General features: G+C 37.9%; 13 protein-coding genes. 4 read left to right on the top strand and 9 right to left on the bottom strand.

The genetic code is table 11. The features are described 5' to 3' along the window. Window positions 1-156: 156 nt before the first annotated feature. Window positions 157-1,323, top strand: a complete 1,167-nt coding sequence (locus MHH88_RS02475; protein ID WP_256093211.1) for an FtsW/RodA/SpoVE family cell cycle protein — start codon at window positions 157-159, stop codon at window positions 1,321-1,323. Window positions 1,324-1,495: 172 nt separating this feature from the next. Here MHH88_RS02475 and MHH88_RS02470 read toward each other — a convergent pair whose 3' ends face one another. Then, window positions 1,496-2,848 (bottom strand): aspartate aminotransferase family protein, encoded by a 1,353-nt coding sequence (locus MHH88_RS02470; protein ID WP_339261395.1) that lies wholly within the window; start codon window positions 2,846-2,848, stop codon window positions 1,496-1,498. A 311-nt stretch (window positions 2,849-3,159) separates the two neighbouring features. Between MHH88_RS02470 and MHH88_RS02465 the strand changes: the two genes are divergently transcribed. Continuing rightward, window positions 3,160-4,728, top strand: coding sequence for a PucR family transcriptional regulator ligand-binding domain-containing protein (locus tag MHH88_RS02465; protein WP_339261393.1), 1,569 nt, complete (start codon window positions 3,160-3,162; stop codon window positions 4,726-4,728). Between the two features lie 90 nt (window positions 4,729-4,818). Here the strand turns inward: MHH88_RS02465 and MHH88_RS02460 are convergent, their stop codons facing one another. Continuing rightward, on the bottom strand, window positions 4,819-5,619 hold the full coding sequence (locus MHH88_RS02460; protein ID WP_339261391.1) for a carbon-nitrogen family hydrolase: 801 nt from the start codon (window positions 5,617-5,619) through the stop codon (window positions 4,819-4,821). 702 nt (window positions 5,620-6,321) lie between these two features. Between MHH88_RS02460 and MHH88_RS02455 the strand changes: the two genes are divergently transcribed. Together MHH88_RS02455 and MHH88_RS02450 are read left to right on the top strand one after the other, a co-directional pair. Next, a complete protein-coding gene (locus MHH88_RS02455; RefSeq protein ID WP_339262977.1) occupies window positions 6,322-7,020 on the top strand; it encodes a polysaccharide deacetylase family protein in 699 nt (232 codons plus the stop codon). A gap of 162 nt (window positions 7,021-7,182) precedes the next feature. Beyond that, the gene (locus MHH88_RS02450) at window positions 7,183-8,352 is read left to right on the top strand and encodes a pyridoxal phosphate-dependent aminotransferase (protein ID WP_339261390.1); all 1,170 of its coding nucleotides are present in this window, start codon (window positions 7,183-7,185) and stop codon (window positions 8,350-8,352) included. Window positions 8,353-8,404: 52 nt separating this feature from the next. Here MHH88_RS02450 and MHH88_RS02445 read toward each other — a convergent pair whose 3' ends face one another. From MHH88_RS02445 to MHH88_RS02415, 7 genes are all read right to left on the bottom strand, one after another. Beyond that, the gene (locus MHH88_RS02445) at window positions 8,405-9,256 is read right to left on the bottom strand and encodes a MetQ/NlpA family ABC transporter substrate-binding protein (RefSeq protein ID WP_069512892.1); all 852 of its coding nucleotides are present in this window, start codon (window positions 9,254-9,256) and stop codon (window positions 8,405-8,407) included. A 20-nt stretch (window positions 9,257-9,276) separates the two neighbouring features. Further along, complete coding sequence (locus MHH88_RS02440; protein ID WP_025218541.1) at window positions 9,277-9,945, bottom strand: methionine ABC transporter permease; 669 nt, start codon at window positions 9,943-9,945, stop codon at window positions 9,277-9,279. Further along, a complete protein-coding gene (locus MHH88_RS02435; protein WP_339261387.1) occupies window positions 9,938-10,948 on the bottom strand; it encodes a methionine ABC transporter ATP-binding protein in 1,011 nt (336 codons plus the stop codon). The genes MHH88_RS02440 and MHH88_RS02435 overlap by 8 nt, the downstream gene beginning before the upstream one ends. Before the next feature lie 236 nt (window positions 10,949-11,184). Continuing rightward, a complete protein-coding gene (locus MHH88_RS02430) occupies window positions 11,185-12,384 on the bottom strand; it encodes a glycine C-acetyltransferase (protein ID WP_339261385.1) in 1,200 nt (399 codons plus the stop codon). 227 nt (window positions 12,385-12,611) lie between these two features. Next, window positions 12,612-13,688 (bottom strand): nucleotide kinase, encoded by a 1,077-nt coding sequence (locus MHH88_RS02425; RefSeq protein ID WP_339261383.1) that lies wholly within the window; start codon window positions 13,686-13,688, stop codon window positions 12,612-12,614. 129 nt (window positions 13,689-13,817) lie between these two features. Further along, window positions 13,818-14,312 carry a Cys-tRNA(Pro) deacylase gene (gene ybaK / locus MHH88_RS02420; protein WP_069512897.1) on the bottom strand — a complete coding sequence of 165 codons (495 nt, stop codon included), beginning with the start codon at window positions 14,310-14,312 and terminating at the stop codon, window positions 13,818-13,820. 23 nt (window positions 14,313-14,335) lie between these two features. After that, window positions 14,336-15,121: a putative metalloprotease CJM1_0395 family protein gene (locus MHH88_RS02415; RefSeq protein ID WP_339261381.1), complete on the bottom strand. Its 786-nt coding sequence runs from the start codon at window positions 15,119-15,121 to the stop codon at window positions 14,336-14,338. Window positions 15,122-15,300: the final 179 nt, after the last annotated feature.

Genomic DNA, 15,300 nt, shown 5'->3' with positions numbered 1-15,300 from the left:
GTGTTATGTTTTTGTAAAATTTTCTAACGAAATTACAGAACATACCATTATTTAATAAATTCGACACAATATAAAAACTTGCGCAACCTTCTTTACATTCTATCGTTTACTATTAATAGCTAATTTTTACAAATACGAAAGAGAGGTGTTTAACTGTTGCAGTTAAAGAAATTAGATAGCAGTTTAGCAATAAGTCTATTGTTGCTAGGTATTACTAGTTGCCTCTTCGTACACTCTAGCAGTACAGCGTTTGAACAGTATTCTAGTCTGTTTATCATAAAGCAATTTATCTATTATAGTCTGGGCTTTTTAATTATGTATGGCGTAGCAACACTTGATATTGAGCAACTAAAAAAAATCGGCTGGCCCTTTTATTGGGTTATAGTAGCGCTAACATTCGGATTATTTATCGCACCGGAAAGCATCGCGCGCACCATAAATGAAGCAAAATCTTGGTATCAGATTCCACTTTTAGGGTCGTTACAACCATCAGAATTTTTGAAGTTCGCATTTTTAATTGTTGTCAGTAAAGTGATTGTCGCCCATCAAGCAAAATATGTGCGTCCTTCCTTTTTATCAGATATGCGATTGCTATTGATGATTGGCATCATTACACTTCCACCAACACTCGCTGTATATAAGCAACCGGATACAGGCATGGTTATGTTATATATGGCGATGATATTACCGATGATTTACTTTTCAGGTATCCAAACAAAATTACTCGTCATTTTCACAGCTATTCCTGTGACCATCGTTAGTGCAATCGTTATTCTCTATGTAAAATTTAATGATTTTTTTACAGAAAAAATATTAAGTAAGTTATCCGGGCATCAAGTTTCTCGTATTTACGGGTGGTTACAACCCTATGAATATACAGACTCCTCCTTTCAAACTAGACAAGGCTTTATGGCCATCGGTACAGGAGAATTTACTGGTAAAGGCTATTTACAAAATAATGTCTATGTTCCAGAAAAGCATACCGATTTTATTTTTTCTGCCATCGCTGAAGAATTAGGATTTGTTGGTGGAGCCTTTGTCATTACATTATTATTTTTTGTAATTTATCGTATTGTTCTTATTACAGTAGAAGCAAAGGATCCATTTATGACCCTTATGGGTGCGGGTATCTCCAGTTTACTAGCATTCCAAATTACACAAAATATTGGCATGACGATTGGACTTTTACCTGTAACAGGTGTAACGTTACCGTTTTTAAGTTACGGAGGTAGTTCACTACTATCAAATTTCATGCTAATGGGTATTGTTATGGTTATCCATAATTCTTATAGCGGCTATATGTTTAAAACCTCACAAGTTTAGGAGGACGCATTTATCGGTGAATACTCATGTAAAGAAGCGAATTTTCTTATTACTTTACCTGACAGGAGGCGTGTTGTGCATACTCATTCTTCGCCTAGCCTTTCTGATGCTTTAAAAGCTGTCCTGAAAGCCCTTGATAGCGACTTTTAGAGACAGCTTTCTTTGTACATAATTATATTTTTTTTATATTTTCAATAACAACTTCAATTATTTTATCTAAATCATGTTGGACAATATTTAGTGGTGGGGATAGCGTTAGAACATTGTTAAACCCTGCTACTGTTGCACCATTTTTCCCGATTATCACACCCTGCCCTTTGCATGCAGCAATGACAGCGTTCACTTTATCCACTGGTAAGGGCTCTTTTGACTCCTTATCTACGACTAATTCAATTCCTATTAATAAGCCTTTGCCACGTACATCCCCAACATGTGGATGTGTATTTAAAGCTTGGTGAAGTGTTTGGAGTGTACTAGCTCCCACTACCTTGGAGCGCTCGAATAATGCTTCCCGCTCTAGAATTTCGATATTCTTCAATGCGACAGCACAGGCCACAGGAGAGCCACCAAATGTATTGACATGGCGGAAATAACCGTAGGCATCTGAACCTGTAAACGCCTCATAAATTTCGCGTTTCACTGCCGTTGCTGATAATGGTAAATACCCACTTGTAATACCTTTAGCCATTGTGATAATGTCAGGTTTCACCCCATAGTTCATAAAACCAAACGGCTTTCCTGTGCGACCAAATCCACAAATGACTTCATCGACAATCATTAATGCCCCATGTTTTTGACAAACCGCCTCGATGCCCTTCATGTAATTTTCCGGTGGCATGATTACACCACCACCCGTAATAATTGGTTCTAATATCATCGCAGCAATCGTATCGCCAAGTTCCCATGTCATCAACTTATCGACAGCCTTGACACTTGCTAGCTCACCGGAAGCTGTTGCATCATTTTCCGGATCTCGATATTGGTCTGGTGGCGCCACATGAATAAATCCCGGTGTTAGCGGTTCATATTTATATTTTCGTTCTGCTTGCCCCGTTGCAGCTAAAGCTCCAAACGAACTTCCGTGGTAAGCCCGATAACGTGAGACAATTTTATAGCGTGCACTTTGCCCTTTTTGCTGATGGTATTGACGGGCAATTTTAAATGCTGTTTCATTTGCTTCAGAACCACTATTCGAAAAGAAAATAACATAATCGCCACCAAGCATTTGATTAATCTTTTCAGCTAATTCAACTGCAGGTAAATGCCCTTGCGATAGAGGTGCATAGGCGTTTTTCATCATCTGCTCATGTGCAACATCTGCTAATTCCTTCCGTCCATAGCCTGCATTGACACACCATAAACCTGCCATCGCATCAATGTATTCAATACCTTCCGTATCAACGATTCTTGCCCCATCCGATTTCTCTACTACATAAGTGGCTTGCGGATTATAAGGCTTCATTGAATGCCAGACATACTGTTCATCCTTTTTTAATACGTCACTCTTCAGATTTGTTTGAACCATTTACATGCACCCCTTTAATTTATAATGTTGTTCCATTATTAAAGCAGTTTGTATTGTTCTAGCGAATGTAAAAAACGACCTGATGTCACCCCTTTTTCAAAATTGCACTATTTCTTACAAAAAATTTTACAACTTTTAGCAAAACGAAGGAATAGACAACTTGTATAATTCTATGACTTTGTTTTTAACATAATGTAAAATAGAATAAACTTTCTTTAAAGAAGATATTTCGTAAACTACTAGCTAAATATTCACAATTGTCGTAAGTTACTATTTTTTATATCATGCAGTACTTTGAGTGGAGGGCTACGATGAGTCAATTTAAACTTCAAGTGAAGGATGTATTAAAAAATGAACACTTTCAAAGTGCAGAGGTCATTGCAGGAAAAGACGGATTATTACGCATTGTTAAGTGGGCACATGTTATTGAAATTGTGCAAGTGGATAATTTCTTAGCAGGGGACGAATTAATTTTGACGACGGGGATTAGTTTACAGCATCATCTTGAGGACTTTATCTTTTTCGTCGAGATGTTAATTAAAAAAAATTGTGCAGCACTGTGCATAGAATACGGCACTTACTTACAGGCAATACCTGAAGCTATACAATCACTGGCTAATCGCCATGACTTTCCAATCATTGTATTTCATGAGACAGTGCCCTTTGTTCGGATTACACAGGATTTACATAGCCAAATTATGAATCAACAATATTTCATGATTTCCTCATTAGAAAATTACGCACAAACGTTAAACAAAAATGCCCTTCTTGGACAAAACACTGATGACATTTTGCAAACCATTCATCATACATTACGTACACAAATCATTTTTTCCATTAAAGACCGAGATGCTATCTTTTTCCCAAACATGCCTCTAGCGAAACGACAGCAATTATTAACGTTGCCACAATCAGCACCACAATTTAAACATGCACCTATTTTTATTGTCGATCAGCATTATGCCGATTTGACCCTTTATCGAACGGATGGATTATTTTCTGAATTTGAATTACTCATTTTAGACCGCACAGCAACGGCGCTCGCCCAGCTTTTAATGCGTGAGTTTTATATAGAAGAGAAAAGAGATATTGAGGATGCCACTATTTTAGCGGATTGGATTGATCACAAGCTGACGAAAGAAGAAATCTATAAATTTATCGTATCCCATCATGCTAACTTTACGCACTCTAGTAATGCTGTCTTTATTTTATCGTCGCCTTATACAATGATGAAAGGTCAGGAGGATATTGTTTATAGCAAACTTTACTATAGAAATTTATTTGAACAGAATGGTTTTGTCCCCTTTCTGTTCGAGCGAAAGAGCTATGTTGTATTTATCTTACTCCACACTAAAGATTGTAAAGCGAGTCGTGATTTATTAAATTCGCTCTTTTCTACGCTCCAGACAACGGATTTTTATAAAAAGCAGCAAGCACAGGGCTATCAACTAGCTATTGGTAAGATTGTGGGGGATGTCGAGGAAATTCCGAAGAGTTATCAAACAGCTTTGGAAACATTATATATTTGTCGCAAAGTTCAAACGACATCATTTTTTTATGATGACTTACATTTATATTACCTAATTTATAAATTACAAATGCAAGTAGACTTGCAAGAAGTCATTCAGGATTATTTACAGCCTGTGATTGAATATGATAAAAAATACAACAGCAAGCTGTTAGAAACATTGCAAGTCTACTTACAAACGAATGGCTCGAAACAACAAACAGCAAATCAATTGTTTATCGTGCGACAAACACTCTATCATCGCCTAAAGAAGCTTGAAAATTTGCTAGGAGAAAATTTCATGAAAGGGCACAATCGGATTACACTTGAGTTTATGCTTCTAGCCCATTCGTTAATTGAAGATAAAAAGTGAAATTAGTCAGAATTGTTCGGGTGACTGGCACCACACGCAGGCATGTTGCAGCTTACGTTACACGCGTTCCCATGGGATTTTTGTAAATTTTCAGAATTGTTTCGGTGACTGGCACATGCTATACAATCCTGGTCTGCGGTCATCGTACACTGGAATTCTGCCGCGCACTTCATCGACAATTGAAAAATCAACATCAATAACTGCTACTTCTTCATCGTCTGCTCCAACCCATAACACTTCTCCCCAAGGTTGAATCACCATAGATTGCCCATTGAAGTTTTCTACTTTGTTGGCAATACGGTTAACTGCAATGACGAAGCATTGATTTTCAATCGCACGTGCCTGTAATAATGTTTTCCAATGGTCAATACGTGGTGTTGGCCATTGGGCTGGCACGAATAACACCTTTGCGCCTGTTAATGCGTGCGCTCTCAACCATTCTGGGAAGCGAATATCATAGCAAATAACGCCTGCCGCTTCAATATCTCCTAGTGCAAAGCGATTCATTTCATCGCCTGCTTCTAAAAATAGATGCTCATCCATCAAACGGAATAAATGTGCCTTACTGTATTCGCCAACCAGTTTTCCATCTTTATCAAACGTATACATCGTATTGAAAAATTTATCGCCCTTCTTCGTTGCCACAGAGCCCCCGACAATATGTACGCCAAGTTCCATTGCTAAACCTTGTAGAAATGCTTTCGCTCGTTCTCCATCCACATCTGCAAGCTCAGGTAATTTTTCAAGCGCGTAACCTGTATTCCACATTTCTGGAAGTACAATAATTTCTGCACCTAATGTTGCAGCCTCACGAATCTTTTCTTCAGCCCTTGCAAAATTTTCTTCCACTTTGCCAAATCCTACATTTAATTGAATACAACCTATTTTCATTTTTCATTCCCCCTGTGTAAAAATAGTTTTTAAATTCGAGGTATATATAGCTTTTAAACATTGCCAAAAGCGCTGACCATTCTATCGCTTTTCTACTGTTCATTATACTACAGTTAAAAGTGCACTAATTTAGATTTTTTGCACAATTGGTCGATTCCGCTATCTAACAAGCTCCAATTTTATCTAGAACCTCTTTCACTAAGAATGTCATATTTTAACCTATGTACGGTTGAAGAAAATCAAATCCGGATATCTGTTACTAACCTTCCATTTTTAGCGTTTAATGACAATAACCATGTTTATTGCTATATTTAATATATACATAAACGAAAGGTTTTCTCGATATTATACGAAGGAAGGTAACATCATTTATGGGAAGTACATTATTCGCTTTATTACCTCTTTTAAGTTTATTCATCTACATAGCGCCAGTGATTTTTATCATTTGGTTTCTCCTTAAATTTCTTAAAGTACAACAGGAACAAGTGCAAATTCTTAAACGTATATCTGATAAATTAGATCAACGCTAAAAGGATGGGATTTCCCATTCTTTTTAGTTTTGCTCTACTATTATTCTAAAAATAGACTAGTAAATTCATTGTAATGAAGTGAAATACTTTTCTTCTATATATAAAGGGGAATACGGCTTTCCAATAGAATAAAGCACTATATCAAAACTGCTACATGGAAGAAAGGCGTATGATGAAAAAGAAAACTTTACTAATCGGGTCTGTATGCCTATTCGTTGTTCTTCTATTACTAGGCACCTATAAATTAATGAATTCTAGAACCTACCAGTTATTCGGGAATATAACTAAACAAGTAGAGACCACTCAAAAAGTGGTCGCTTTAACTTTTGATGATGGACCAGCAAAAAACGTCAACATAATATTGCCCCTATTAGCTAAGTACAATGCCAAAGCGACCTTTTTTCTGATTGGTGAAGAAATCGAAAAGTACCCTGAAGAAACGAAAATTATTGTAAAAGAGGGACACCAAATTGGCAATCATACCTATTCTCATCATCGAATGGTTTTTAAGAGCCTTTCTTACTACAAAAAAGAGATTGAAAAAACAGATGTATTAATTCGAAATGCTGGGTTTAACGGAGAAATTGATGTTCGTCCTCCAAATGGCAAAAAACTAATCGGACTTCCTTATTACCTAAATAAACAGCATCGAGACACGATTACTTGGAATCTCGAACCCGATAGTTATTTCAATACAGTTTCAGACAAAGTAAATGATGTAAAAGAAAATATTAAACCTGGGTCGATTATTTTACTACATCCAATGTATGATGACGCGGACAAAGTACGTCAAACAATTGAAGGTATTTTACAAGACCTTTCAAATAAAGGCTATACATTTATTACAGTAAATGAACTGCAAGATTACTAATATAAAAACAGCGTTAGTTTTGAACGAATCTTCTTTGCTAGTCTGCAATTTAGTGAAGCGCAACTTATTTAGCCATATAGGGTCTAGACAATCGGTTGAAAAAGTAATAGTATTTGCAACATATCTACAATAATTATTATATTCTGAAAAAGGTGAACATTCATGGAATTATCTAAAAAACTACAACAACTCCCTACTCAATTTTTTGCCGCACTTGTGCAAAAGGTCAATGCGGCATTAGCAGAAGGGCGCGACATTATTAATCTTGGGCAGGGCAATCCTGACCAGCCGACCCCTCCTCATATTATTAAAGCGCTACAAGAAGCGGCGGAAAACCCCCAGCATCATAAATACTCTCCATTTCGTGGTATAGCCGAATTACGGCAAGCTGCTGCAGATTTTTATCAACGCGAATACAATGTAACGATCAATCCCGATACAGAAGTTGCGATTTTAGGTGGTACGAAAATAGGGCTTGTAGAGCTACCAATGGCTGTGTTAAACCCTGGTGATACAATGTTATTACCTGACCCTGGGTATCCAGATTATTTATCTGGTGTGGTCTTAGGAGACGTTCAATACGATGTCATGCCACTTTTTGCAGAAAATAATTTCTTGCCTGACTATGATGCATTGTCCGATGAAGTAAAAGAAAAAGCGAAGCTTCTTTACTTGAATTACCCTAACAACCCTACTGGCGGAACAGCAACACTTGAATTTTTTGAAGAAACTGTGCGTTTTGCTAAAGAACATCAGATTATTGTTGCACACGATTTCGCCTATGGTGCTATTGGCTTTGATGGCAATAAACCCATAAGCTTCTTACAGGCAGACGGTGCTAAAGAGGTTGGCATAGAACTATATACATTATCAAAAACTTATAATATGGCTGGCTGGCGCATCGGTTTTGCAGTTGGTAATGCCCAAATTATCGAAGCGATTAATCTTATTCAAGATCATTTATTCTGTAGCCAATTCCCAGCAGTTCAACAGGCAGCCGCTGTCGCTTTAACCTCTTCACAAACTTGTGCGCAAGAGCTTAGTGCGACATATGAGCGACGTCGTAACGTATTAATCGAAGAAGCACAGCGCATCGGTTGGCAAGTAACAGCGCCAAAAGGCTCGTTTTTTGCATGGCTCCCTGTTCCATTAGGCTATACGAGTGAGCAATTTGCCGATGTATTGCTCGATAAAGCGGATATTGCAGTAGCGGCTGGCAACGGCTTCGGCCATTTTGGCGAAGGCTATGTACGCATCGGTTTACTTGTAAGTGAGGAACGCTTACGCGAAGCAATTAGCCGTATAGAAAAACTTAACCTTTTTAAACAATAATTCCACAGTACAAGAAGCACCCGCCATATGGCGAGTGCTTCTTGTTTCATCTTTATTTACGATTTTTCATCCACTCTGGTTTTCCAAAGCCTTTGAAGTCTGCATCAATCACTTCTTCAAATTTAGCTGATTCTACAATTTCAACTAGATCCTTTGATAATTGCGAATCTTTATTTTCTGCCTTTACCGCGATAACGTTGCGGAATTGGTCAGGCATATTTTCTAAAAATACAGCATCTAGTAAATCTAATCCAGCCGCTAAAGCAAAGTTACCAGGAACTCCTGCTAAATCAACACTTTCTACTGTACGTGGAAGTGCTGCCGCCTCAATCGGTTGGAATACTAAATTTTTGTCATTTTTCACAACATCTTTTTCTGATGCTTTTAATTCTTCGATTTTAGGATCAATCTCGATTAAGCCTTGTTCTTGCAATGATAACAATGTACGTGCTGCATTAGAAGGGTCATTGGCAATTGCCACTGTCGCGCCATTTGGAATTTCATCAATAGATTTATATTTGTTTGAGAAGAAGCCCATCGGCGCTGTCGGCACAATAATTAATGGTTCTAAATCCATATTGTTCTGTTCTTCAAAGTTTTCTAAGTAAATTGTATGCTGGAATAAGTTTGCATCAATATCCCCATTATCTAAAGCTTTGTTCGGTTGTACATAATCACTGAATTCTACTAATTCTACTTCATAACCCTTTTCTTCAAGCTGTGGAATAATCGCTTTTTTCAACATATCACTATAAGGACCTGCTGTTGCACCTAATTTAATCGATTTGCTTTCCCCTGCTGCATCTGAACCTTTTTTTGACTCTGCTCCTTTGTCGCTTGCGCCACATGCTGCTAACACAACAGCAAGGATGATCGTCAAAAATGCTAATAACGATTTTTTCATCTTATCTTTCTCTCCTCTTTTTATCTTTTATCAATTGATTTTGCAAACCAGTCACCAGCAATTTGTATCGCTTGCACGAGCAAAATAAGTATCGCAACGGTAGCAATCATAATTGTATTATCATAACGGTAGTAGCCGAATCGAATGGCTAAATCACCAATACCACCACCACCTACTACACCTGCCATTGCAGAGAAAGCTACTAAACTAATTACCGTAACTGTCACTGCTTGGATGATGCTTGATTTTGCTTCAGGAATTAAGACATCCTTAATTATCATCCACGGCGTTGCTCCTACTGCAATAGATGCTTCTATTACCCCTTTATCAATTTCTCGTAACGACGTTTCCACTAAACGTGCAAAAAACGGAATGGCTGCAACCGATAATGAAACACTCGCTGCAATGGGTCCAATTGTTTGTCCAACAAGCAACTTCGTCAACGGGAATAAAGCAACCAATAAAATGATGTATGGAATCGAACGAATTAAGTTCACCGCAAAGCCAAATACGCTTTTAATCAATCGATTTTCCCAAAACAATCCCTTATCCGTAACGAATAATAAAATACCCAGTGGTAGACCTAATACAATCGACACAGATAAGGAAATACCAATCATAATAATGGTTTCTTGAAAGGCCTTTAATAAATCTGGAACCATATCTATAAAATGTGTAACATCAAACATGCAAAACCACCTCCACAATCGCACCACGTTCGGTCATATAGGCACTAGCTTTCGCTAACTCGCTGTCCTCACCTTGTAGCTCCATTAAAAAAATACCCAGTGGTCGCTCTTGAATGTACTCGATTGTGCCATGAAGGAAATTCCCTTTTACCTCAAAACGTTGCATCGTATCTGATATAACCCCTTCACCTGCAACATTTCCTTTGAATAAAATTTTAACGATTTGACCTCGTACATCTTTTAGAATTGTTTTTGGAATATCAAAAGATACAACACTACTAATAAACTCCTGTGTTAATATCTTTTGAGGACTGGCGAAAATATCATACACGTCCCCTTCTTCTATCACTTTTCCGTCCTGCATCACAGCCATACGATTACAAATTTCCTTCACAACATCCATTTCATGTGTAATAAGGACAATTGTAATGCCTAACTTTTTATTTATTTCCTTTAATAATCGTAAAATCGACACTGTCGTTTTTGGATCGAGAGCTGATGTTGCTTCATCGCATAGCAACATCGCCGGATTATTTGCTAAAGCTCTGGCAATACCTACTCTTTGTTTTTGACCACCACTAAGCTGTGCAGGATAAACATCTCGTTTTTCTGCTAAACCAACCATCTCTAGTAGCTCATCCACTCGAGCAGGAATCTCATTGGCTGGCATACTCGCTGCTTTTAAAGCAAAGGCAATATTTTCACCAACTGTTTTTTGACTGATTAAATAAAAATGCTGGAATATCATGCCGATTTTTAAACGGGCTAAACGCAGTTCATTTCGGGATAGCTTCGTTAAATCCTTACCATTTATTAATATTTCACCACTAGTAGGTCGTTCTAGTAGATTTATACAACGCAGGAGGGAACTTTTCCCCGCCCCCGAATAGCCTACAATACCGAAAATATCACCACTATTAATTGTTAAGGATACATTATCTACACCAACAACCTCTTTTTTCTTTGCGCTATAAACTTTGGATACATTACGAAATTCGAGCATATTGTTCTCCTTACTCAATTATTCAATATCTAAAAACCTACTATTCTAATATGCTTTATAGAATAGTTTGAATTATGTTATTTGTCAATCTCTTTCGACAATAAGCTTATCCCTCATTATCTAATTTCCGTTTAAAACGATGAATATTGAGCAATATCTCGAAATTTCACAGTAAAACTAACAATGCAAGAAAAAAAGCACTATTGTTCAAATTGAACAATAGTGCTCTGTCTTTATTATTGAATTACACCTAGTTCACGACCTACTTTTTCGTAAATCGCCAATGCATTGTCTAGCATTTCTTTTGTATGAGCCGCTGTCGGCATATTACGGACACGCCCAGTGCCTTTTGGTACAGTTGGGAAAACGATAGATTTTGCATACACGCCTTCCTCAAATAAGCGACGAGAGAATGCCTGTGTTAGCTTTTCATCCCCAATAATGCATGGTGTAATCGGTGTTTCAGAGGCACCAATATTAAAGCCTAACTTCGCTAATCCTGCTTTTAAATAATCGCCATTTTCCCATAGCTTATCATGTAGCTCTGTCGAGTCAATAAGCATTTGCACTGCTGCTGTAATGGCCGCAACATCACCTGGTGGTAACGCAGTTGAGAATAAAAATGGTCGAGAACGTACTTTCAACCAGTCAATTAAATTTTTCTTACCAGCTACATAACCACCGACTACGCCAATTGCCTTTGACAACGTGCCGATTTGGAAGTCGATTTCTTTTTCAAGTCCGAAATGTTTTACAGTACCTTTGCCTTTGCCTGTCACACCTGAACCATGTGCATCATCGACATACGTAATTAAATCAAATTCCTTGGCAATTTCGACGATTTCAGGCAGTTTGGCAATATCCCCATCCATCGAGAATACGCCATCTGTAATGACCATCACTTTATTATACAAACCTGATTCTGTCGCTTCTTTTGCCTTTGAGCGTAAATCCTCCATATCCGAGTGATTGTACGCAATAATTTTCGCGCGCGATAAGCGACATCCATCAATAATCGACGCATGGTTTAATTGATCTGATAAAATCGCATCGTTTTTATCCATAACAGCTGAAATTGCCGCCATATTACAGTTGAATCCCGATTGATAGGAAATCGCCGCTTCCGTTCCTTTAAATTCAGCGAGCTTTTCTTCTAATTTAACGTGTAGATCGAGCGTGCCGTTAATTGTACGAACAGCCCCTGCGCCTACACCATATTGTTCTGTTGCTTCTTTAGCAATTTGCTTTAATTGCTCATTTGTTGCTAAGCCGAGATAGTTATTAGAGGAAAGATTGATGAGATGCTGACCTCGAACCTGAATAATGGGTCCATTTGCGCCTTCTACTGCGTCAATTTCATTGTATAAGCCTTGATCTCGTAAGGCTTGTAAGTTTTCATCTAAAAATGCGTTTAGTACTTTAGACAAGAGTATCATCCTTTCTACAATTCATTTCTTCTCGGCGTCATAATATTCGGATTTTAGTCCATGCATGCATTGTAAAATCCAAGGCTTCAGCCAGAGGCATTCTCTTCATTTAGCTAGCTTTTGAACATCTTTGCAACTAAGGGGTCACTTGCATCGATTGTTCTTGAGCAATTAGCTATTAATTGAAGATTGACTAGTCTACCCATAGTGTAGCATAAGCGTGCAATTAGAATAAATTACTTTGCTAATCTTTCAAATAAAGGTGCTGTTTTTTCACGCCATATCGCAGTCGATACACAATGATCCATTAGCTGGCGAATCGTTTTCTCCGCTTCAGCATAACGCGTCGTATAACCAATTGCATCTTGCATGGCACTTTTATATTTCACACGGATATCTTCAATTTGAGCTTCGGCTTGCTCTGATAGCTTACAATGCTGACCCATATCAAAAATTTCATCGCCTAATCTTCCATCCTGTGGATTAAATACATGCGGTTCTGTGCTATCAAATATACAAAAATTTAATTCTGGTATGATGACCATATCCACTGATCCAGCATCTAAGCCACACCAAACAATTTGTGCATCTAATCCCCTTGCATTTGCTTCATCAGCCAATCCTTTCATTAATGAAGATTTACCTGTACCGGGCTTCCCTTTAATCATCAATCGTCTTGTTAAATTTTTTGTCATGCTGTCTACTGTATTTTCTGCTCCACGAGGTGTAAGTGTTCCTAATAGTCGATGTGTACGTCGGCCTGTTTTATTTAACACAATGGATTGGAAAATAGTTGACTTTAATCGGGCAACTTGTTCATCTAACGCTTGCCAGTCCATGCAACTTTGCGTGACAACTTCCCAGTCATCATGTATTTTTTTTGCAATTTCAAGCATTGTAATACACTTCTCACGCCACAAATCTCGCTCTTTTATCGCAGCAGCCAGCTTTTCACCTATTTTTTCAAGCTGTTGTTCTTCTAGGCAATCATAAAAGGACAGCACGCGATGCTTCGTACCAAGTAAAGTTGGTTCAATACCCCATGTTGAAGTCCAAACAAAAAGTCGATTACAACCTCTAACAAAGACTCCTTCTATTACGTTCTCTAACAATGCGTGTTGAAACCACTCTACTGCAAAGCCCTGTTTTACATAAAAATAACCAAGCTCCTTTAGAAGCTCTGACCCTTTAAACGTTGATGCGCCTTGCAGAACATAAACGAGTTCCGCTTCGTCCATCATTTCTTTATATAAATGTTTGACTCCTTGCCCCGTAAGTGCGTGTCCAAAATAGTAGGTCACATTTCCGTTCAATGTCGCTCCTCCTTTTTTTATGCCATGACAGTATATGAACTATCAAAGAAAAAAATGAAAGAAGGTTTTAATTGTGCGAGAATTGTGTGAGAATTGCGTGAGTGCCTGACACTAAAAAACTATCCAAGATTATTCTTGGATAGTTGTAATTGGTGCCAGTTGCGCCTTTGTTACGGCGAGTAAATCATCTAGTTGTATATGCATTTGCATGCCGATTTTTCCTGCACTAACAATAATACTTCCTTGTTCCCGTGCAGATGCATCCACAACCGTCGGATACAGTTTTTTCATGCCGACAGGTGAGCAGCCACCACGAATATAGCCTGTATAACCTAGAAGCTCCTTTACTGCTAGCATCTCAATCTTCTTCTCTCCAACAACTTTAGCCGCAGCTTTTAAATCCAATTCTTCCGCAACTGGAATGACAAAAACAAATAGCTTTTGGGCGCTCGCCTTTGCGACTAATGTTTTAAAGACACAGGACACAGGATGACCAATTTTTTCAGCCACTGAAACCCCATCTACTTGACCGTCACCTGTTTCGTATTCCAATACATCAAATTGTATTTTTTGCTGCTCTAATAGTCTAATCGCATTTGTTTTCGTATGCTTTGCCTTTGCCACAATAAAATCCCCTATCTACACTATTAAGCTGTCATTGAAAACAACGAGTTATCCCCAAAAAGATAACCGTTTTTAGCCATTTTAATATGTGCTGCATATGTTGCAGACGCCAGTTTAAATGTGTGTACCTTCAATGCCTCTTCATAACTCTTACCGAAAATTGTATCTGCAAATGGGTCCAATTTCAATGCCTTCGCAAATCGCTCTGGCACCTTTACATCTATCGTTTCCGTAACATAAGCTGGTTCTAGTTCTGCTTCATCCAACTCTATTCCATCTAACTTTGCCTGAATTTGTTGTATTTGAGTATCTGCACTAGCCGCTACACGTAAATCCTGTGAAGATGGGACAGTTGGCGCAAGTGCCGCACTTCGAACCTGCTGTAAAATTTGCAACGTATCGACATCACCACTATCTTTATCAAGTGCAACAATCGATGAATCATCTAATGCTATAGATCCCTCAGCATTCACTTCTGAAGACAATAACAAATCATCAGCCTCACTGCCAACTGCTTTATAAGCTTGCTCATGTGCTCTTACACTTTTCTCTGCTTGTTGTAAGTCTTGAATCATAGCTTGTTGTTGTGGCGTTACATCTTTCGCTTCTTCTTTATGTTGCTCATATAAATCTTGATCTGTGCGTCCTAATAAAAGATTTTCGAGCTCTTGCAAAATGGGATTTTTTTTCGGTTGGAAATACTGTGCATTTTTACGATAAGCATCACCAGCCTCTTTACGCTGAAGAATCTTTTTTCGATTATAAAAGGCTGATTGTCTTTCTTGTTCTATTACATTTGATAGTTTCATAACATCACCTCGACTTTCTTTTTTAATATGCAAGTTACATCGTAAATATGAACAATTCACTCATAACTATTTTTATTCGAACAAAAGCATTCTGTACTCTTATTATCGGAATTTTCCATTATAAATTCAAGTGTAAATTGATACTAACCTCCTAAAGAAACAATAATCCAATTATCAGA

The sequence above is a fragment of the Lysinibacillus sp. FSL K6-3209 genome (assembly GCF_037976175.1).
Lineage (GTDB): Bacteria > Bacillota > Bacilli > Bacillales_A > Planococcaceae > Lysinibacillus > Lysinibacillus sphaericus_D.
This window is presented reverse-complemented; position numbering and strand designations above follow the sequence as displayed.